Origin of the sequence: Duganella alba (genome assembly GCF_009674495.1) — a bacterium.
GTDB classification, from domain to species: Bacteria; Pseudomonadota; Gammaproteobacteria; order Burkholderiales; family Burkholderiaceae_D; genus Rugamonas; species Rugamonas alba.
In genome coordinates this window covers 13,122-32,117 of the sequence record NZ_WKJN01000036.1, presented here as the reverse complement: position 1 = coordinate 32,117, position 18,996 = coordinate 13,122, and the positions used below count along the sequence as shown (strand labels likewise).

Annotated in this window: 20 protein-coding genes and 1 other RNA gene; 13 read left to right on the top strand and 8 right to left on the bottom strand. The window is 64.0% G+C overall.

What is annotated here, in order from left to right:
- Positions 1-51: 51 nt before the first annotated feature.
- Complete coding sequence (gene gyrA / locus GJ695_RS25430) at positions 52-2,682, bottom strand: DNA gyrase subunit A (RefSeq protein WP_154369755.1); 2,631 nt, start codon at positions 2,680-2,682, stop codon at positions 52-54.
- 403 nt (positions 2,683-3,085) lie between these two features.
- Between gyrA and ompA the strand changes: the two genes are divergently transcribed.
- The 5 genes from ompA (at position 3,086) to GJ695_RS25405 (ending at position 7,693) form a co-directional block, all read left to right on the top strand.
- Positions 3,086-3,799 (top strand): outer membrane protein OmpA, encoded by a 714-nt coding sequence (ompA, locus tag GJ695_RS25425; RefSeq protein WP_154369753.1) that lies wholly within the window; start codon positions 3,086-3,088, stop codon positions 3,797-3,799.
- 94 nt (positions 3,800-3,893) lie between these two features.
- A complete protein-coding gene (gene ubiG, locus GJ695_RS25420; protein WP_154360466.1) occupies positions 3,894-4,595 on the top strand; it encodes a bifunctional 2-polyprenyl-6-hydroxyphenol methylase/3-demethylubiquinol 3-O-methyltransferase UbiG in 702 nt (233 codons plus the stop codon).
- Positions 4,592-5,281: an HAD family hydrolase gene (locus tag GJ695_RS25415; RefSeq protein WP_154369751.1), complete on the top strand. Its 690-nt coding sequence runs from the start codon at positions 4,592-4,594 to the stop codon at positions 5,279-5,281. Before ubiG ends, GJ695_RS25415 begins: the two co-directional genes overlap by 4 nt.
- A 181-nt stretch (positions 5,282-5,462) precedes the next feature.
- The gene (locus GJ695_RS25410) at positions 5,463-6,491 is read left to right on the top strand and encodes a hypothetical protein (RefSeq protein WP_154369749.1); all 1,029 of its coding nucleotides are present in this window, start codon (positions 5,463-5,465) and stop codon (positions 6,489-6,491) included.
- Positions 6,492-6,598: 107 nt separating this feature from the next.
- Entirely contained in the window at positions 6,599-7,693 is a 1,095-nt protein-coding gene (locus GJ695_RS25405; RefSeq protein WP_154369747.1) for a hypothetical protein, read from the top strand.
- Here the strand turns inward: GJ695_RS25405 and GJ695_RS25400 are convergent.
- On the bottom strand, positions 7,690-8,961 hold the full coding sequence (locus GJ695_RS25400; protein WP_154369746.1) for an O-acetylhomoserine aminocarboxypropyltransferase/cysteine synthase family protein: 1,272 nt from the start codon (positions 8,959-8,961) through the stop codon (positions 7,690-7,692). The genes GJ695_RS25405 and GJ695_RS25400 overlap by 4 nt on opposite strands.
- 141 nt (positions 8,962-9,102) lie before the next feature.
- Between GJ695_RS25400 and GJ695_RS25395 the strand changes: the two genes are divergently transcribed.
- From GJ695_RS25395 to GJ695_RS25380, 4 genes are all read left to right on the top strand, one after another.
- Entirely contained in the window at positions 9,103-9,975 is an 873-nt protein-coding gene (locus GJ695_RS25395; protein WP_154369797.1) for an RNA polymerase sigma-70 factor, read from the top strand.
- A gap of 87 nt (positions 9,976-10,062) precedes the next feature.
- On the top strand, positions 10,063-10,527 hold the full coding sequence (locus GJ695_RS25390) for a carboxymuconolactone decarboxylase family protein (protein ID WP_154369744.1): 465 nt from the start codon (positions 10,063-10,065) through the stop codon (positions 10,525-10,527).
- A gap of 182 nt (positions 10,528-10,709) precedes the next feature.
- A complete protein-coding gene (locus GJ695_RS25385; RefSeq protein WP_154369742.1) occupies positions 10,710-11,258 on the top strand; it encodes a hypothetical protein in 549 nt (182 codons plus the stop codon).
- Between the two features lies 1 nt (position 11,259).
- Positions 11,260-11,478, top strand: a complete 219-nt coding sequence (locus tag GJ695_RS25380; protein WP_154369740.1) for a hypothetical protein — start codon at positions 11,260-11,262, stop codon at positions 11,476-11,478.
- A gap of 60 nt (positions 11,479-11,538) precedes the next feature.
- Here GJ695_RS25380 and ssrA read toward each other — a convergent pair.
- Positions 11,539-11,899: a transfer-messenger RNA gene (ssrA, locus tag GJ695_RS25375) on the bottom strand.
- Positions 11,900-12,268: 369 nt separating this feature from the next.
- Here ssrA and GJ695_RS25370 point away from each other — a divergent pair.
- Genes GJ695_RS25370 through GJ695_RS25360 form a run of 3 tightly spaced genes read left to right on the top strand, consistent with a single transcriptional unit; the run spans position 12,269 to position 13,580 of the window.
- Positions 12,269-12,913, top strand: coding sequence for a TetR/AcrR family transcriptional regulator (locus GJ695_RS25370; RefSeq protein WP_154369738.1), 645 nt, complete (start codon positions 12,269-12,271; stop codon positions 12,911-12,913).
- A gap of 27 nt (positions 12,914-12,940) precedes the next feature.
- Complete coding sequence (locus GJ695_RS25365; protein ID WP_154369736.1) at positions 12,941-13,240, top strand: antibiotic biosynthesis monooxygenase family protein; 300 nt, start codon at positions 12,941-12,943, stop codon at positions 13,238-13,240.
- Positions 13,241-13,277: 37 nt separating this feature from the next.
- Positions 13,278-13,580: a hypothetical protein gene (locus GJ695_RS25360; protein ID WP_154360477.1), complete on the top strand. Its 303-nt coding sequence runs from the start codon at positions 13,278-13,280 to the stop codon at positions 13,578-13,580.
- Positions 13,581-13,586: 6 nt separating this feature from the next.
- Here the strand turns inward: GJ695_RS25360 and pncB are convergent, their stop codons facing one another.
- The 3 genes from pncB to GJ695_RS25345 form a co-directional block, all read right to left on the bottom strand.
- Entirely contained in the window at positions 13,587-14,780 is a 1,194-nt protein-coding gene (pncB, locus tag GJ695_RS25355; protein WP_154369734.1) for a nicotinate phosphoribosyltransferase, read from the bottom strand.
- Positions 14,777-15,667 carry a cysteine hydrolase family protein gene (locus GJ695_RS25350; RefSeq protein WP_154369732.1) on the bottom strand — a complete coding sequence of 297 codons (891 nt, stop codon included), beginning with the start codon at positions 15,665-15,667 and terminating at the stop codon, positions 14,777-14,779. The genes pncB and GJ695_RS25350 overlap by 4 nt, the downstream gene beginning before the upstream one ends.
- Positions 15,668-15,735: 68 nt before the next feature.
- On the bottom strand, positions 15,736-16,347 hold the full coding sequence (locus tag GJ695_RS25345) for an FMN-dependent NADH-azoreductase (RefSeq protein ID WP_154369730.1): 612 nt from the start codon (positions 16,345-16,347) through the stop codon (positions 15,736-15,738).
- Between the two features lie 101 nt (positions 16,348-16,448).
- On the opposite strand from GJ695_RS25345, the gene GJ695_RS25340 reads away from it, so the two are divergent.
- Entirely contained in the window at positions 16,449-17,576 is a 1,128-nt protein-coding gene (locus tag GJ695_RS25340; RefSeq protein ID WP_154369728.1) for a LysR family transcriptional regulator, read from the top strand.
- Here the strand turns inward: GJ695_RS25340 and GJ695_RS25335 are convergent.
- A complete protein-coding gene (locus GJ695_RS25335; RefSeq protein WP_154369726.1) occupies positions 17,554-17,874 on the bottom strand; it encodes a chaperone modulator CbpM in 321 nt (106 codons plus the stop codon). The genes GJ695_RS25340 and GJ695_RS25335 overlap by 23 nt on opposite strands.
- Positions 17,875-17,876: 2 nt before the next feature.
- Entirely contained in the window at positions 17,877-18,824 is a 948-nt protein-coding gene (locus tag GJ695_RS25330; RefSeq protein WP_166455336.1) for a DnaJ C-terminal domain-containing protein, read from the bottom strand.
- Between the last annotated feature and the right edge of the window lie 172 nt (positions 18,825-18,996).

Below are 18,996 nucleotides of genomic sequence, written 5' to 3'. Positions count from 1 at the left end.
TTCTATTGGCGCGCAATAGTCTTGGCCCCGCTGGCTCAACGGCGTTGAACGTTACTCGGCGACTGAATCCGGGCCCGGTTCCAGTTCGACTTCGTCAATGTCCGTCTCCACCACGCGCTGCAGGCCGGACAGCTTGGTGCCGTCCTCCACCGCGATCAGGGTCACGCCCTGGGTCGCGCGGCCCATCTCGCGGATCTCCGACACGCGGGTGCGGATCAGCACACCGCCGGTGGTGATCAGCATGATCTCGTCGGTCGAGTCGACCAGCGTCGCGGCCACCACGCGGCCGTTACGCTCGGAAGTCTGGATCGCGATCATGCCCTTGGTGCCACGGCCGTGACGGGTGTACTCGGTGATCGGCGTGCGCTTGCCGAAGCCGTTCTCGGTCGCGGTCAGCACCGACTGCTGCTCGTTCTCGGCCACCAGCAGCGCGATGACGCGCTGGCCTTCGTCGAGGTTCATGCCGCGCACGCCGCGGGCGTTGCGGCCCATCGGACGCACGTCGTTCTCGTCGAAGCGCACCGCCTTGCCGGCGTCGGAGAACAACATCACGTCGTGTTCGCCGTCGGTCAGCGCGGCGCCGATCAGGAAATCGCCCTCGTCCAGGTCGACCGCGATGATGCCGGCCTTGCGTGGATTGCTGAAGTCCTTCAGCGGCGTTTTCTTCACGGTGCCCAGGCTGGTCGACATGAAGACGTAGTGGTCTTCCGGGAAGGTGCGGTTTTCGCCCGACAGCGGCAGGATGACCGTGATCTTCTCGTTGTCCGCCAATGGGAACATGTTGACGATCGGCTTGCCGCGCGAGTTGCGCGAGCCTTGCGGCACTTCCCACACCTTCAGCCAGTACAGGCGGCCGCGGTTGGAGAAGCACAGGATGTAATCGTGCGTGTTGGCGATGAACAGCTGGTCGATCCAGTCCTCATCCTTGGTCGCCATGGCCTGCTTGCCGCGACCGCCGCGTTTCTGCGCGCGGTACTCGGAAATCGGCTGCGCCTTCATGTAACCGGTGTGCGACAGGGTCACCACCATGTCCTGCGGCGTGATCAGGTCTTCGGTGTTCAGGTCGCTGGCGTTGTGTTCGATGTTGGAACGGCGCGGATCCTTGGCCGGGTCGCCGAACTCGGTCACCACCGAGGTCATTTCCTCGGTGATGATGGTGGTCACGCGCGACGGCGTGGCCAGGATGTCCAGCAGGTCGGCGATTTCCGCCATCACGTCCTTGTACTCATTGACGATCTTGTCCTGTTCCAGGCCGGTCAGGCGTTGCAGGCGCATCTGCAGAATCTCTTGCGCCTGGTCGTCCGACAGGCGGTACATGCCGTCGGCCTGGATGCCGTAGTGCTTCGGCAGGTGCTCGGGACGGAACGCCTCGATGCCGCCGATGGTGCTGCCTTCGCTGGTCCGGGCCAGCATCTCGCGCACCAGCGACGAATCCCACGAACGGTCCATCAGGGCCGCTTTCGCCACCGGCGGCGTCGGCGCCGCCTTGATCAGGGCGATGAATTCATCGATGTTGGCCAGCGCCACGGCCAGGCCTTCCAGCACGTGGCCGCGCTCGCGCGCCTTGCGCAGCTCGAACACGGTGCGGCGCGTGACCACTTCGCGGCGGTGCGACAGGAAGCACGACAGCATTTCCTTCAGGTTCAGCAGCTTGGGCTGGCCGTCGACCAGCGCCACCATGTTCATGCCGAAGGTGTCTTGCAGCTGGGTCTGCTTGTACAGGTTGTTCAGCACCACTTCCGGCACTTCGCCGCGTTTCAGCTCGATCACCACGCGCATGCCCGACTTGTCGGACTCGTCGCGGATGTCGGAGATGCCGTCGAGCTTCTTGTCGCGGACGTTTTCGGCGATGCGTTCCAGCAGCGATTTCTTGTTGACCTGGTACGGCAGCTCGTCAACGATGATGGCCGTGCGGCCGCCGTCCTTGCCGTACTCTTCGTAGTGGGTCTTGGCGCGCATCACCACGCGGCCGCGGCCGGTGCGGTAGCCGTCGCGCACGCCGGAGACGCCGTAGATGGTGCCGCCGGTCGGGAAGTCCGGCGCCGGGATCAGTTCGATCAATTCGTCGATCGAGCAGTCGGGATTGTTCAGCACGTGCAGCGCGCCGGCGATCACTTCATGCAGATTGTGCGGCGGAATATTGGTCGCCATGCCCACCGCGATACCGGACGAGCCGTTGATCAGCAGGTTGGGGATGCGGGTCGGCAGAACCGTCGGTTCTTTTTCCTTGCCGTCGTAGTTGGGCTGGAAGTCGACCGTGTCCTTGTCGATGTCGGCCAGCAGTTCGCTGGAAATCTTGTCGAGGCGGCACTCGGTGTAACGCATGGCCGCCGCGCCGTCGCCGTCGACCGAGCCGAAGTTGCCCTGGCCGTCGACCAGCATGTAGCGCAGCGAGAAGTCCTGCGCCATGCGCACCAGCGTGTCGTAGATCGAGGCGTCACCGTGCGGGTGGTACTTACCCATGGTGTCGCCGACCACGCGCGCGCACTTGACGTAAGCGCGGTTCCAGACGTAATTCGATTCGTGCATCGAGTACAAGACCCGGCGGTGCACAGGCTTGAGGCCGTCACGCACATCCGGCAAGGCGCGGCCGACGATCACGCTCATGGCGTAATCGAGGTAGCTCTTGCGCATCTCTTCTTCGAGTGAAATAGGGATTGTTTCTTTTGCGAATTGATCCATTGGCCGGTCGTTTTACTGTGGTTTATTAAGCCTCTCCCAAGAGACAGGCAAGCGGTCGATTTTAGCATGCGCGCAAGGCAACTAGCGGATTTCCGCGTCCGGCCTGCAATCATGCGGTATTGCAACATGCTGCGCACGGTAACAAGTTGTAATATTCATGACACATTACTCAATTATTATCGACAATCACGTTGCAACAAAACAACATTTTGGTTGAACGCGAAATGGCGCCATGTTGGAGCTTTTTTATCGATGTGGACTGCTTGTGGCAAAATGGACGAGAAGTCAATTGCTTGATTCGCAAGCGGGAAACGAGTGTGACGCCCCTGCGTGGTAGAATTCGCCCACGCAACATACGTCGCGCAGTTATTCTGCGGATATCACCCCCGAAAGGAACAAAAATATGAAAAAACTGATTTCGATGCTGGCTATTACCGCTGCATTCGCTGGTTCGGCTATTGCGCAGACTGCGCCGACCGCCCCTCCATATGCTCCAGTCACCCAGGACATCAAGGCGTCGACGCCTAAGAGCGCCTACGTGCAAGATGCACGCGGCATCATCGCCCGTGACCCGTTCGGCCTGTGCTGGCGTACCGGCTACTGGACCCCGGCTGACGCCGTGCCAGGTTGCGATCTGCCGATCTGCGTCGAGCCAGAGAAGCTGGAAAACGGCAAATGCGTGGCGCCGCCGCCACCACCGCCAGTTGCTCCGGCACCGGCTCCAGCGCCTGCGCCAGCCCCGGTTCCAGTACCAGTGCCAACCGCACAAAAAGTGAGCTTCGCCGCTGACGCCTTCTTCGACTTCGACAAGGCCGTACTGAAACCAGAAGGCAAAGCCAAGCTGGACGATCTGACCTCGAAACTGGGTTCGATCAACCTGGAAGTGATCATCGCTGTCGGCCATACCGACTCCGTGGGCACCGACGAGTACAACCAGAAGCTGTCGGTACGCCGCGCTGAAGCTGTCAAGGCCTACATCATCTCCAAAGGCGTTGAAGCGAACCGCGTGTACACCGAAGGCAAAGGCGAGAAACAACCTGTCGCGGACAACAAAACCGCCGAAGGCCGCGCCAAAAACCGTCGCGTAGAAATCGAAGTGGTCGGCACCAGCAAGTAATTCGCTGAGCTTGATACGGAAGGCCCCGCTTCGGCGGGGCTTTTTTTTGCCTGCTGCTTTAGAATAGCGGGATTAGTCTTTTAAAATCGTTGCCATGAACGCTGATCCATTAGAACTGCAAAAATTCGCCGAACTCGCCCACCGCTGGTGGGACCCGACCTCGGAATTCCGCCCGCTGCACGAAATTAACCCGCTGCGCCTGGAATGGATCAACGCCCGCGCCCCGCTGGCCGGCAAGAACGTGATCGACATCGGCTGCGGCGGCGGCATCCTGTCCGAATCAATGGCGCGCAAGGGCGCCACCGTCACCGGCATCGACCTCGGCGAAAAAGCGCTGAAAGTGGCCGACCTGCACTCGCTGGAATCCGGCGTGCAGGTGCGCTACAAGCTGATCGCCGCCGAAGACATGGCGGCGCAGGAAGCCGGCCAGTACGACGTGGTGACCTGCATGGAAATGCTGGAACACGTGCCCGACCCGGGCGCCATCGTGCGCGCCGCCGCCACGCTGGTGAAACCGGGCGGCCATGTGTTCTTCTCGACGCTGAACCGCAATCCGAAAGCCTATCTGTTTGCCGTGATCGGCGCCGAATACCTGCTGCGCATGCTGCCGAAAGGCACCCACGACTACGACAAGTTCATCACGCCGTCCGAACTGTCGCAGTACATCCGCAGCGCCGGCCTGGACGTGGCCGGCTTCAAGGGCATGGGCTACAACCCGCTGACCAAGATCTACTCGCTCAACGACGACACCAGCGTCAACTACCTGGTGGCCGCGCGCCGCCCGCTGGAATCATGAGCACGCCCGCCGCCCCACGCGCCATCCTGTTCGACCTGGACGGCACCCTGGCCGACACCGCGCCCGACCTGGCCGCCGCCGTCAACCTGCTGCGCAGCGCGCGCGGCCTGGAACCGACCGCCTACGAGATCCTGCGCCCGACCGCCTCGGCCGGCGCGCGCGGCATGATCGGCGCCTCGTTCGGCCTGGCGCCGGACGACGACGGCTACCTGGAACTGCGCGACGGCTTCTTCAGCAATTACGAAGCGGCCATGGCGGTGCACAGCCGGCTGTTCGACGGCATTCCCGAGCTGCTGGCCGGCATCGAGGCGGCCGGGCTGCAATGGGGCGTCGTCACCAACAAGTCGCAGCGCTTCACCGACCCGCTGCTGCCGCAGATCGGCCTGGGCCACGCGGCCTGCGCGATTTCCGGCGACACCACGGCGCACGCCAAGCCGCACCCTGCCCCGCTGCTGGAAGCGGCCAGCCGCCTCAAGCTGGCGCCCGACCAGTGCTGGTATGTCGGCGACGACCTGCGCGACATCCAGGCCGGCAAGGCCGCCGGCATGCTGACCATCGCCTGCGGCTGGGGCTACTGCGGCGCCACCGAACCGCAGCACTGGGAAGCCGACTACCTGTTCCAGCAACCCGCTGAACTGCTGGCGCTGCTGCAAGCCACACTGGTGGCCGGCGCGTTGGCGGCATAGCATTACGCCAACTTTGTTGTTTTAAGGAATCAAACTCGCAATTCCTGTTGCCGCATGGATATATTCGGCGTAGTCTCCCGCAGGACTGCGTAGCATTACTTATTTCCTGAAAGCCAAACCCTCGCTGATGGGAGAGAAAAGGCAGTCATCCCGACACCCAACTTTCCTTATCAGGACCATCATGAATACTCCTGAGCAGGCTGCCCAAAACCCGCAGCCGTACTCTGATTCATTTGCCTCCTTGCCGCAGCGCACGACCGCGCCGCAGAGCTGGATGGTGCGCGTCAGCGATGCCAAATACCATTGGTACGACCTGATCGCCGGCTTCGCCGAAAAACCCGACATCCGCGACCCGATCGGCCGCTACATGCGGCGCATGCAGTTCGAGCTGGAAGCGACGGCGGAAAAACGCCACCTGTTTCTTGCCGTCACCCGGCCGCGGGTGCGCTTCGACATCACCGGCGTGGTGCAGTGGGGCTTCTTCTCGCTCAAGCTGACCTTGCCGCTGCTGATGGGCGCCGAGGCGCGCAAGGACAGCATCACGGTCGAACTCAAGGTGCCGTTCGCGGCCACCATGAAGAAGCCGACCGTGATCCTGACCGAGAACTTCATCAGCCTCAACTGGGGCGGCCTGGTCGAGGTGTTCTCGGTCCACGACCTGCTGCAACATTATGCCCACACACTCAAGCTGCCCAGCAAGGTGGCCTACGTCGGCCAGACGCGCGATCCGGAAGGCCGGCTCGGCAAGGGCCGCCTGAACGCCATGCACAAGCTGCGGGCGCAGGTCGGCATGGACTACGACACGCTGATCCTGGTGCTCGGCATGGAGGTCGAGGTCAGCTGCGCCGAGGGCGATGCCGCGGCGCTGGCGCACAACGAGCATCCGCTGGTGGCCGACATCCTGCAGGCCGAACGCATGGACGTCATCGAGGCGGCGCTGATCCGCTATTTCGAAGGCGGCAATCCGCGCTGGCGCCAGAGCGACGAGCGCAAGGCGCGCAGCGAGCGCCTGACGGCGGTGCAGGCCAACAACCACCTGGTGCAATACACCGTTGACCTGGAATTGCCCGGCACCGGCTGCTATAACTACCTGTGCTCGGAGTTCGTCAGCACCGCCAAGCGCCACATCCTGAGCTGTTTCGTGGCCGACGGCCAGGCCCAGGTTGCGCCGATGCCACTGCCGCCACCGGCCAAGGGCGGCAAAACCTGAGTAGTGTTACATTGGGTGGTTTCTTGATGCCCCGTCATATTTCCCCATGGAAATAACACGGTGGAAGCACTATAATCACCGGACTATGACACACTTGGAGCGCGCACATGAGCAATGACGACGACGATTATCCAGATCCGTCGCCGGAAGAGCTGGGCATCGGCGCGCTGCTCGACGAGGGGCCGGAGCCCTTCCTCGACCTGCTGGCGTCGCCGCCGGACGAGATGGAGGAGTTGCTGCCGCTGATGCCGCAGCGCACCGCCGCGCCGCAGACCTGGGTGGTCACCGTGGCCGACGCCAAATTCCACTGGTACGACCTGGTCGCCGGCTTCCCGGAAGTGCCGGACATCCGCGATCCGGTCGGCCGCCATCTGCGCCGCATGCAGTTCGACCTGGAGGCGACCAGCGAGAAGCGGCTGATCTATTTCGCCGTCAACCGCCCGCGCGTGCGCTTCGACACGGCGCGCAGCACCAGCTGGGCCTTCTTTTCGCTGAAGCTGACCGTGCCGCTGTTGGTGGGGCCGGAAGAAAAGAAGGAATCGCTGACCATCGAGCTGGAAGTGCCGTTTGCCGCCACGCTGAAAAAGCCGTCGGTGGCGATGACCGACCGCTTCATCACGCTCAACTGGGGCGGCCTGGTCGAGGCGCTGTCGATCCACGATGTGCTGCAGCGCTACGAAAACAACCTGAACTACGCCACCGAGGTGCAGTACGTCGGCCAGACCAAGGACCCGCGCGGCCGCCTGGCGCGCGCGCGCCTGATGCCGGTGCAGCGCGTGCACCAGAAGTTTGGCGAAGACAACGACATGCTGCTGCTGATCCAGCGCATGAACGTCGAGGTGATGTCGGCCGACGGCGATCCGGCCGAGCTGGAAGTGAACCAGAATCCGGTGGCGGCCGACGTGCTGCTGAAGGACCGCATCGACGTCATCGAGTGCGCGCTGATCCGCTATTTCGAAGGGCCGGAAATGCACGGCCGCACCGACAAGGAAGCCGACGTGCGCCGCCAGCGCGTGGCCGAGGTGGCGCTGACCAATAACCTGGAAAGCTTCCGCATCGACCTGCGCCTGGAGGAGTCGGGCAAGTACCACGACCTGTATTCGCGTCACGCCGGCACCTCGCGCAACCACATCCTCGACTGCACCATCGTCAACGGCAACGTGCAGATCACGCGCGTGCCGGACAAGACCGCCAGGTCCTAGACCGCCGCCAGCGCCTGTTCCAGGTCGGCCAGCAGATCGTCGCTGTGCTCGATGCCGATCGACAGCCGCACCGTATCCACCGTCACGCCCGCCCTGGCCAGCTCTTCCTCGTTGAGCTGGCGGTGGGTGGTCGACGCCGGATGGCAGGCCAGCGACTTGGCGTCGCCGATGTTGACCAGGCGCGTGAACAATTGCAGCGCATCCTGGAAGCGCGCGCCGCCGGCCACGCCCCCTTCGACGCCGAAGGTCAGCACGCCGGACGGCCGGCCGCCCAGATACTTGACCGCCAGTGCGTAGTCCTGGTGGTCTTCCAGCCCGGCGTAATTGACCCACTTGACCTTGGCGTGGCGGCGCAGGTACTGCGCCACCTTCAGCGTGTTGTCGACGATGCGCTCCATGCGCAGCGCCAGCGTCTCGATCCCTTGCAGCAGCAGGAAGGCGTTGAACGGCGACAGCGCCGCGCCGGTGTTGCGCAGCGGCACCACGCGCGCGCGGCCGATGTAGGCGGCCGGCCCCAGCGCCTCGGTGTAGACCACGCCGTGGTAGGACACGTCCGGCTCGTTGAGGCGCCTGAAGCGCTCCTTGTGCTCGGCCCACGGGAACTTGCCGGAATCGACAATCGCGCCGCCGATCGAGTTGCCGTGGCCGCCCAGGTATTTGGTCAGCGAATGGACGACGATGTCGGCGCCGTGCTCGATGGGGCGCAGCAGATACGGCGTGGCGACGGTGTTGTCGACGATCAGCGGCACGCCGTGCGCGTGGGCGACGGCGGCAATCGCGGCGATGTCGGTGACGTTGCCCAGCGGGTTGCCGATCGACTCGATGAACACCGCCTTGGTGCGCTCGTCGATCAGCGCGGCGAACGAGGCCGGATCGCGCGGATCGGCAAAGCGGGTGCTGATGCCGAACTGCGGCAGCGTGTGGGCGAACAGGTTGTAGGTGCCGCCGTACAGGGTGGAGGCGGAGACGATGTTGTCGCCCGCCTCGGCGATGGTCTGGATGGCGTAGGTGACGGCGGCCTGGCCGGACGCCAGCGCCAGCGCCGCCACGCCGCCTTCCAGTGCGGCAACGCGCTGCTCCAGCACGTTCTGCGTCGGATTCATGATGCGGGTGTAGATGTTGCCCTGCACTTTGAGGTCGAACAGGTCGGCGCCGTGCTGGGTATCGTCGAAGGCGTAGGCGACGGTCTGGTAGATCGGCACGGCCACGGCGCGCGTGGTCGGGTCCGGACTGTAGCCGCCGTGCACGGCGATGGTTTCCAGTTTCATGCTGTCTCCTTTTGAGGTGGTGGATGAAAAGGTAGCGGGAATCGGCGGCCGGGGCCACGAATGATTCCAAAAAAGCAAATGCGCAATCTGGATAAGCTATGCTTGTCACAAACTGACCGGCTGGCACGTCTAAAGTTCATGATGACCGACACCCCCACCTTTGCGGCCCTGCGGCCGCGCCTGTTCTCGATCGCCTACCGCATGCTGGGCACCCGCGCCGACGCCGAAGACGTGGTGCAGGACGCATGGCTGCGCTGGCACGGCAGCGCGCAGGACGCGGTGCAATCGGCCGAGGCGTGGCTGGTGACCATCACCACCCGGCTGGCGATCGACCGCCTGCGCGCGCGGCTGGCCGAGCGCGAGGCCTATGTCGGCTGGTGGCTGCCGGAGCCGATCGTCGAGCTGGAGGAGCACACGCCGGAGAGCCATGCGGAAATGGCCAGCGAGGTGTCGATGGCGCTGCTGTGGGTGCTGGAGCGGTTGTCGCCCGAGGAGCGGGCGGCGTTCCTGATGCGCCAGGTGTTCGAGCAGGAATACGGCGAGATCGCCAGCGTGCTGGGCAAGAGCGAAGCGGCGTGCCGGCAGATGGTGCACCGGGCGCAGGAGCGCGTGCAGCAGCAGAAGCCGCGCTTCGCCGTGCCGAAGGAACAGCACCACGCGCTGCTGGGCCGCTTCATCGCCGCCGCCCAGGTCGGCGACCGCGACGCCATGAAATCGATGCTGGCCGATGACGTGCAGCTGGTGGCCGACGGCGGCGGCAAGGTCAATTCCTACCTGCGCGTGCTGCACGGCGCCGGCCGCGTGGCGGGATCGTTCTGGTCGCTGGAACACCAGTATCCACAGCAGGTGGCCTACCGCGCCGCCCGCGTCAACGGCGGGCCGGGACTGGTGCGCTACGTCGGCGGCAAGCTCGAATCGGCGCAGTCGTTCCTGATCGAGGACGGCCGCATCGTGGCGGTGTTCATCGTCCGCAACCCGGACAAGCTGACGGGTGTGCCGCAAACTATTTTCTGAAAGCTGTCACAGCCGGCCTGGCCGGCCCGTCTTACAGGGTATAGAGGGCGCAATGGTGTGCCCTCCACTTCTGTGAAAGACACCATCATGAGCCAAGCTGCCCGTATTCCACTGTTCCAACTCGCCCCTGCGAATTTGCAGGCGATGATCGCGCTGTCCGCCTCCGTCAAGAAAAGCTCGCTTGGCGTGCGGCTGGTGGAACTGATCAACCTACGCATTTCGCAAATCAACGGCTGCGGCGTCTGCGTCGACATGCACTGGCGCGACCTGATCAAGCAAGGCGCCGAACCACGTCACCTGAACGCCATCGCCGGCTGGCGCGAAGCGCCGTTCTTCAGCGCCCTCGAACGCGCCGCGTTGAACTGGGCCGAGGCCGTCAACGCCCTGCCGCACCAGCATCCGACCGACGACGACTTCGCGCAACTGAAAGAACACTTCACCGATAACGAAATCGCCGAACTGAGCTACGCAATCGCCGTGATCCGCGGTTGGAACGTCATCAACGCCAGCCTGCACAACCAGATCCCGGAAGTGCCGGCGCCAGGGTTCTAAGTTAGCAAGCAACGGGCCTTCAAAGGCCCGGTTTGCATTCAATCAAAGCACTGCCTATTGAAGAATTTACTATGTGGTCGACAGGCAACGGTAATCAGCAAATTTAATTATTATTTTGCCATCCGACATACTAATGATTAGTATCAATCACAACTTCTCGCCTTTTCTCCCTTGTTTTGACCATGCAAAATTCATGGGATTTTTCAGTTTACGATCCAAACTACCCTCGCGTTAGTCCTGATATTTCCACGCCGGTCCATTTAGCTGCAGTGAAATTTGAAGAAACTATTCGCAACGACTTCAATGAGAATGGCGCATTTTTCCGAGCTGACGGAACGCTTATTTTCAGTAAGATCGGCACACCAACAAATATTCTGTTCTTACCCGCCGAACTCACTGGCGTCAACCACAGCGTCTTTTCCCACAATCATCCGGGAGGACATCCATTTTCTCCGCAGGATGTACAGCACGCGACAGAGCTCGATTTGCTTGAATTGCGCGCCGTCGCTCCTCGCTGGCGCTATATCATGCATTCAGGCGAAGCATGGCCTTTGTGGCCAACAATCGAGCAATCGATCAAAGACGAAATGCCTTTCGCGATCGACGAAATCAACGCCATGCTCAAAGCCGGTCAGCTTCAACAGCAATATCTGCACATTGAATTACTTCACCATCTCTGGATACGCGTTTCCAAGAGCCTCAACTTCCATTACCATCGGGAGGCATCCTAAAATGAACACTCCTATCATGGCTCCAACCGCTGACGAGTTTCTGGCTCGAATCATGCCGCCCGCAGGCTACGAAAATCATTTAGTCGTGAAAAGATGCGGCGTACTCGTCTGGGCGCGACGCGAGCAACTGCTGGCTAATGACGAAATTTGCTTCTACGACGGTGACTGCCGCGAAGTCTTCAAACCTGATGATCCAAGACTACAATCGCTGACGCGTTAAAGATGGCGCGAAAAAAAATGCCCCGGCGCTTGCGCGTCGGGGCATTTGTTTTGAATCCAGTGGTGGAGACGGCGGGAATCGAACCCGCGTCCGCAAGCACTCCACAGACAGTTCTACATACTTAGCACTATCATTTAATTTAACCGGTATGGCACGGACGTGCACGTTACATACAAGCGATTCACCTAAGATTTAACGCTGCTTCAAGTGACCCGTTGCAGCGCGATTCCCTGTAAATGACTCCTTGACTTTTAACGGTCCGCCCCAGGGAAGAAGCGTTTAGGAGCTAACAGCCCTTAGGCTGCCAGTGCGTACGAGTTATCGTTTGCAGTTATTGATTTTCTGGGTGTATTTACGAGGTAACCAGCCCTCGGTATGCCCTGCTCTGCTTTGCAACCCACGTCGAAACCAGGTCGTCCCCACAGAACTTCTATTCTACAGTACTTTGCACGCCCCCGCCACGCACGTCAAACGCCCGTCATATTCGGACGGTATGATGGCTGCAGTTCTCACATGGAACCACCAATTAGCGCCCCTCGGGGCGGCTACTACCGGCGCCGGCGGTCGGGAAATATACCGGCACCAATTCCTTCACATGAGCTTAGGCAACAGCTAGTCGATCCGCGCATCGACTAGCTGCTCCGGGCCATAGGCGGGCGTCGCGCATGGTGCATGATCTGGCGCAAAGGTGTGGCTGTTGTTGCGCCGCAGCACACGGTTTCAGGTTTTGTGAATTTGGCGCGTTCCGGCATTAGAATGACAGTGTCATCATTCCAACCGCCGAGACGCCATGCCCGATGCTGCCGCCCCTGCCGTCCACAGCCCGAAAAAACGCGGGCGGCCCCAGAAAGGGGAAGGCGGCGGCCTGCGCGCCGAGCTGATCGAGAAATCCGCCCAGCTGTTCCGCACCAAGGGCTATGACAACACCACGGTGCGCGACATCGCCGCCGCCGCCGGCATCCAGGCCGGCAGCTGGTTTTACCATTTCAAGACCAAGCAGGAGATCCTGGCGGCCATCATGGAGCAAGGCATGCAGCGCTCGCTGGCCGAGGTCGAGGCCATCGCCGCCCTGCCGCTGGCGCCCAGCGCCATGCTGCACCGGCTGGTCGAGGCCCATCTGCACACGCTGCTGGCGCCGGACCACCATTTCATCGCCGTGCTGCTGTACGAGTGGCGCTCGCTGGACGAGGAGTCGCGCGAACGCATCACCGCGCTCAAGGACCGCTACGAGGCGGTGTGGGACCGCGCCATCGCAGCCCTGCACCATTCGGGCGACTGGCTCATGCCGTCGCAGTTCGACCGCCTGCTGATCTTCGGCGCGCTGAACTGGACCGTGCAGTGGTACAAACCCGGCAGCGGCGCCGACGTGCGCGAGCTGGCGCACCAAGCGATGCGTTTCATCCTGCGCACGCCTGCCGCAGTTGAGGCACAATAGGGCCTTACTTCACTGCCAGGATCGCCCATGATTTACGAGATCGCCGCCATCACCATCAAGCCCGACACCCACGCCGCCTTCGAGGCCGCCGTCACCCAGGCGGTGCCGCTGTTCCGCGCCGCCACCGGCTGCCTGTCGATGCGCCTGGAGCGCGCCATTGAAACGCCGGACACCTATCACCTGGTGGTCGGCTGGTCGACGCTGGAAAACCATACGGTCGATTTCCGCGGCAGCGCCGCCTTCCAGGACTGGCGCGCGCTGGTCGGCGGTTTCTTCGCCGAGCCGCCGAACGTGGTGCATTTCGATCCCGTCGTCACCGGCTTTTAAGCGCCCCACCTCATAAAACCTACAGCAGGAGGCCATCATGTCCCGTACCATTCACCGCAATTTCCCGCAGCTGTCGGACGCCGAGAGCGCCCGCAGCGCGCTGCTGGCCAGCGGCTTTCCGCAGTCCAGCGTGCAGCTGACCAAGCACACCACGCTGCCGTCGGACGTGGCCACCAGCACGGTCGGCAACCTGCTCGACGCGCTGACGCCCGGCGGTCCGGCCGCCGCGGCGGCGGCCCGCCACCGCGCCGGCGCCATGCTGTCGATCGATGTCTACGATGAGGACGACAGCGCCAAGGCCGACGCCATCATCGGCAGCTACGGCGCCAGCGAGGCCTGACGCGTATTACGGCGCCGGGTGGTTGAACACCTGGCGCAGATAGGCCAGGAAGGTCTCGTCCTTGCACAGCGTCTTGCCGGGCGAATCGGACAGCTTGGCCACCGACTGGCCGTTGCAGCACACCAGTTTCATGACGATGTTCAGCGGCGCCAGGCCGACGTCGTTGGTCAGGTGCGTGCCGATGCCGAAGCCGGTCATGATGCGGTCGGCGAAGTGGCGGTACAGCGCGATCGCGCTGTCGAGGTTCAGGCCGTCCGAGAACACCAGGCGCTTGGTCTTGGCGTCGATGCGCAGCGCGGCGTAGTGGGCGATGGCTTTTTCGCCCCACACCACCGGGTCGCCGGAATCGTGGCGCAGGCCGTCGAACAGCTTGGCGAAGTACAGGTCGAAGTCGTCAAGGAAGGCATCCATCCCCACCACATCCGTCAGCGCGATGCCGAGGTCGCCACGGTATTCCTGCACCCACGCCTCCAGCGAGGCTTTCTGGAAGTCGCGCAGGCGCACGCCGAAGGCCTGGAACGATTGCATGTATTCATGCGCCATGGTGCCGATCGGGATCAGGCCGAACTTCATCGCCTGGTAGACGTTGGAGGTGCCCTTGAAGTATTCCGGCACCTCGCGCGCCAGCCGCTGCACCACTTCGTCATGCCAGGCGCCCGAGAAGCGGCGGCGGGTGCCGAAGTCGGACAGCTCGAACGGATACAGCCGCGCCGGCTCGGCGCCGAAGGCTTTCAGCCTGGCGATCTTGGCGCTCAGGCGCGCGCGGCCCTCGGCCAGCGCGGCGGCCTGGTCGAAGCGGCGGAAGTACAGTTCGTTGACGATGTACAGCACGTAGATTTCAAAGCCCATCACGTGCACCTGCGGGCCGGTGGCGTGGATCACCAGCGTGTCGCCGTCGGCGCGCACGTCGATGAATTTGCGCTGGAAGCGGAACACGGTCAGGAAGTCGACGAAGTCGCTCTTCATGTAGCGCAGCGAGCGCAAATAGCCCAGTTCCTCGTCGGTGAAGCTCATCGAGCACAGGTGGTCCAGCTCGCGCTCGACCTCGGGCAGCAGCTCGGTCAGCGGGAAGGCCGGCGTGTTGCGGCAGACGAATTCATACTCGGTGTGGGCGTGCGGATGGCCATGCAGCAGCGCCTGCCACATGGTGAATTTGTAGAGGTCCGTCTCCAGCAGGCTGCGGACGATGGGCTGCTTCATGCGGGCTCCACGGCGGCGTTCTCCAGCAGTTCCGGCAGCACGTCGGCGGCCTGCATCAGTTGCACGCCGCGCGCCGCCATCGCCCGCAGGAAGGCCTGGTACTGGGCGTCGAAGCCGGTGACCGGGCTGATGCAGTCGGTGATCAGCACCAGCTTGGCCAGCGAGGCCGGGCCGTACTGTTCGGCGAAGTAGTCGGCGATGTGCTCGACGGTGGCCTTGACGCAGTGGCTGCCGGCCTCGCCGGCCACGTAGATGCGGTCGGCCTCGGCCAGCGTGGTGACGAACTTGGTGTTGAACTGGGTGTCGGGATCGTCGGCGTCGGGCACTTCGGCCTGCACGGCGGAGTAGTGCTCGGTCCACGGATTGGAGCCCTTGGCCAGCTTGGCGACGATGCCCAGCGACGCTTCTTCCCAGTGGCCGTAGGCGGCGCGCACGTCGGCGTGGACGTTGTGGCCCCAGCTGCCGATCTCGCAGTGCACCGGCCACACCATCAGCCGGTAGCGGCCGGCCGCTTCCAGGCGGTCCAGGTAGTTCAGCGCGATGGCCAGCGCGGCCGGGTGGCGCGGCGCGTATTTTTTGGCGCGGACCTCGGCGGCGGTGATTTCGGTGAACGGGGCGACCGGGGCGCCGTCGGCGGCGATCCAGAAGGTCGGGTGGGCGATGTCGAAGCGGTGGTGCGAGTCGAGCGTCACGCTCATGGCGCTGATGCCGGCGCGGCCGCGGTTGATCAGCCCGGCCAGGCGCAGCATGTCCTGGTGGGCGCCGGGCACCGGCAGCGAAGGCGCCAGCGGCTGGCGGGTGACCGGATCGGTCGGGCGGTAAGTGTCCGGCAGGTCGCAAAAATCGTTTTGCGGGTCTATCATCAACAGATGAAGATTCCGTTTCATGTCAGGCTCCATGGAGTGAAGCCTGCATGATACCGCAGCCCCGCACTGGCGGCTGCGGCGTGCCGGCCTTAGGCGGCGATCGCTTCGATCTGCGACTGGCCCTTGGCGACGGCGGCAGCCACCGCTTCTTCGCCCATCGCCACGCCTTCGGCGACGATGAAGGTAACGTCGGTCATGCCCAGGAAGCCCAGCACCGAACGCAGGTAGGTGGTGATGTGGTCGTAGCCGGCGGCCGGGCCGGTGCTGTAGACGCCGCCGCTGGCGACGAAGACGTAGACTTTCTTGCCGGTGACCAGGCCTTCAGGGCCGTTGGCGCCGTACTGGAAGGTGCGGCCGGCACGGGCCACGTGGTCGATCCAGGCTTTCAGGCCGGAGGTGACCGAGAAGTTGTACATCGGCGCGCCGATGACGATGGTGTCGGCGGCCAGCAGTTCGTCGACCAGGATGTCCGAGGTCTTGATGGTGTGGGCCTGGTCGGCGTTGCGCTTGTCGGCTGGCGTGAAGTAGGCGCCGATCATTTGTTCGGTCAGGTGCGGCACGGGCGCGTTGGCCAGGTCGCGGGTGACCACGGTGGTGCCTGGATTGGCGGCCTTCAGTTTGGCGATCAGTTCGCCGCCCAGTTGGCGGGTCAGGGAACCGGTGCTGCGCACGCTGCTGTCGATGTGGAGGATGTTTGCCATGATGCTGTTTCCTTTCGGTTAGGGATTGCAGCGATCATAAAGCGATTATAATATCGATGAAATACAGTTTATTTCAATCCTACTTATCGAGAATATCGATTATGCGTGATCCCGGCCTCCCCTCCCTCGACCAGCTGCGCGTCTTCATCGCCGTCATCGACCATGGCGGTTTCGCCCATGCGGCGCGGGCCTTGCACCGTACCCAGTCGGTCATCAGTTATACGATTGCCAACCTGGAAGAGCAGCTCAATGTCGAGCTGCTCGACCGCAGCAAGCGCAAGCCGACCCTGACCGAGGCCGGCAAGGCGCTGCTGGCCGACGCCCGCGCCGTCTCGCTCAAGGTCGACGGCATGCGCGCCCGCGCCAAGGCGCTGTCGGCCGGGCTGGAGGCCGAGGTGTCGCTGGTGGTCGACGTGATGTTCTCGACCTGCAAGCTGGTGCGCATCCTGCACGCCTTCCAGAAGGAGTTCCCGACCGTGTCGATGCGGCTGCGCATCGAGGCGCTCGGCGCGGTGACGCAGCTGGTGGCCGACGGCACCTGCCGCATCGGCATCAGCGGCTGGATGCCGGGCACGCAGGATGTGATCGAGCGCCAGGCCTGCGGCTTCGTCACCATGGTGCCGGTGGTGGCGCCCGACCATCCGCTGGCGCAGATCGAGGGCATCATTCCCAGCGCCGTGCTGCGCGAGCATACGCAGCTGGTGCTGACCGACCGCAGCACGCTGACCAAGGGCCAGGATTTCGGCGTGCTGGCGCTGCGCGACTGGCGCCTGGGCGACCTCAGCTCCAAGCACGCGCTGCTGCGCAACGGCATCGGCTGGGGCAATATGCCGCTCGAATTCGTGCAGTGGGATCTGGACGCGGGCCGCCTGGTGCAGCTGGAGATCGCCGAGGGCAGTTCGTTCAGCTTCCCGCTGTTCGTGATCCGCCGCGGCGACGAGGAGCCGGGGCCGGCCACGCGCTGGCTGATGCAGCAGTTCCTCGATCTGGACCAGCCCGGCATTCCGACGCCGCTCAACGCGCGCGAGGAAAGCGAGCTGGCCGCCCATGCCGCCCAGGCCAGCGCGCAGGCCCACGCCTATCACGGGCTGAGCGAGCGCCAGCCGCCGGTCGAGCAGGCGCCCGGCGTACCGCCGGGGCCGCAGGGGCGCAAACGGCCGAAGCCGCCGACCGCCGATGCGCCGGCCGGCCTGGCGGTGGCCGCGCCTATTTCACTCCGGCCGCGCTGAGCTTGCCGCGCAGGCGGCGGATTTCTTCCGACAGGTCGACCACCAGCGCCGCCACGTCGTCGTTGGCGTCGAAGGCGCGTTCGATCTGGCACAGGCGGCGCGCGCGCACCAGGTCGGCGCTGGTGAAGCGCCAGGCGGCGCTGTCGCCGTCGCCGTCGGCGCTGTCGTCGAGCAGGATGCCGGTGCGCACGCGCGCCACCACCCAGTCCGGCTCCACGGCGCAGGCCTGCGCCAGTTCTTGCAGGGTCAGCGCGGCGTCGTCGTCGATCACCACCGCGGTCAGGATTGCTGGTCCCATGGTCATCCTCCCGCGCGCGGATTGAAGGCCATCTCGCGCGCCATCGTTTGATACAGTTCGCGCGCCTTGTCGCTGGTGGCCGGCGGCAGCACCACCTCCAGCAGCAGATACAAGTCGCCCGCTTCCTTGCCGGGAATGCCGCGTGCGCGCAGGCGCAGCTTGCGGCCGCTTTGCGAGCCGGCCGGCACCGTCACGTTGACCTTGCCCGACGGCGTGGTCACTTCCACCTCGCCGCCCAGCGCCAGTTCCCAAGGCGCCACCGGCACCGTCTGGTAGACGTCGCGGCCGTCGACGCGGTAGCGCGCGTGCGGCCGGAACTGGATTTCCAGGTACAGATCGCCGGGACCGGCGGCGCCCGGCTGGCCCTGGCCGCTCAGGCGCAATTGCTGGCCGGCCGTCACGCCTTTCGGGATGTTGACGCTGAGGTTGCGCTCGCGCGTAACGATGCGGTCCTGGGCGTCGCGCTCGGCCACCATCAGGCTGATGGTGCGGGTGGCGCCGGTGTAGCTGTCGGCCAGGTCGATGGTGATGCTGGCGTGGCTGTCGTCGCCGCGCTGCGGCGCCTGGCGCCGACGGCCGCCGCCGCCGAAGTTGGCGAACAGGTCGGAGAAGAAGTCGCTGTCGCCGCCAAAGCCGCCGCCCATGCCGCCGGGACCGCCCGCGCCCGCGCCACCGCCGCCGAAGCCGCGGCCCCAGTCGGGCGGCGGCCGGAATTCCTGGCCGGCGCGGTACTGGTGGCCGCGCCCGAGCTCGTCGTAGGCGGCGCGCTTTTCGGCGTCGCCCAGCACGCCGTAGGCTTCGTTGATGTCCTGGGTTTTGTTCTGGGCGTCGGCTTCCTTGCTGACGTCCGGATGGTATTTCCGGACCAGCTTGCGGTAGGCCTTTTTGATTTCGTCCTCGGTGGCGGTCTTGGCCACCCCCAGGGTCTGGTAATAATCTTTGTATTCCACGCTGCGCGCTCCCTCATGCCGATGCGGCCGGTGCGTTGGCGCCGGCCTTTGTGCTCAGTTTACATCGAATCGGCCGGCCCCGCTGTCCGTCAGACGGGATGGACCAGGGCGGTTTGCAGTAGTTGCCGCGCTGCTATACTTAGCTGCCGCGCCGAGGCTGCGGCCCTTTCCC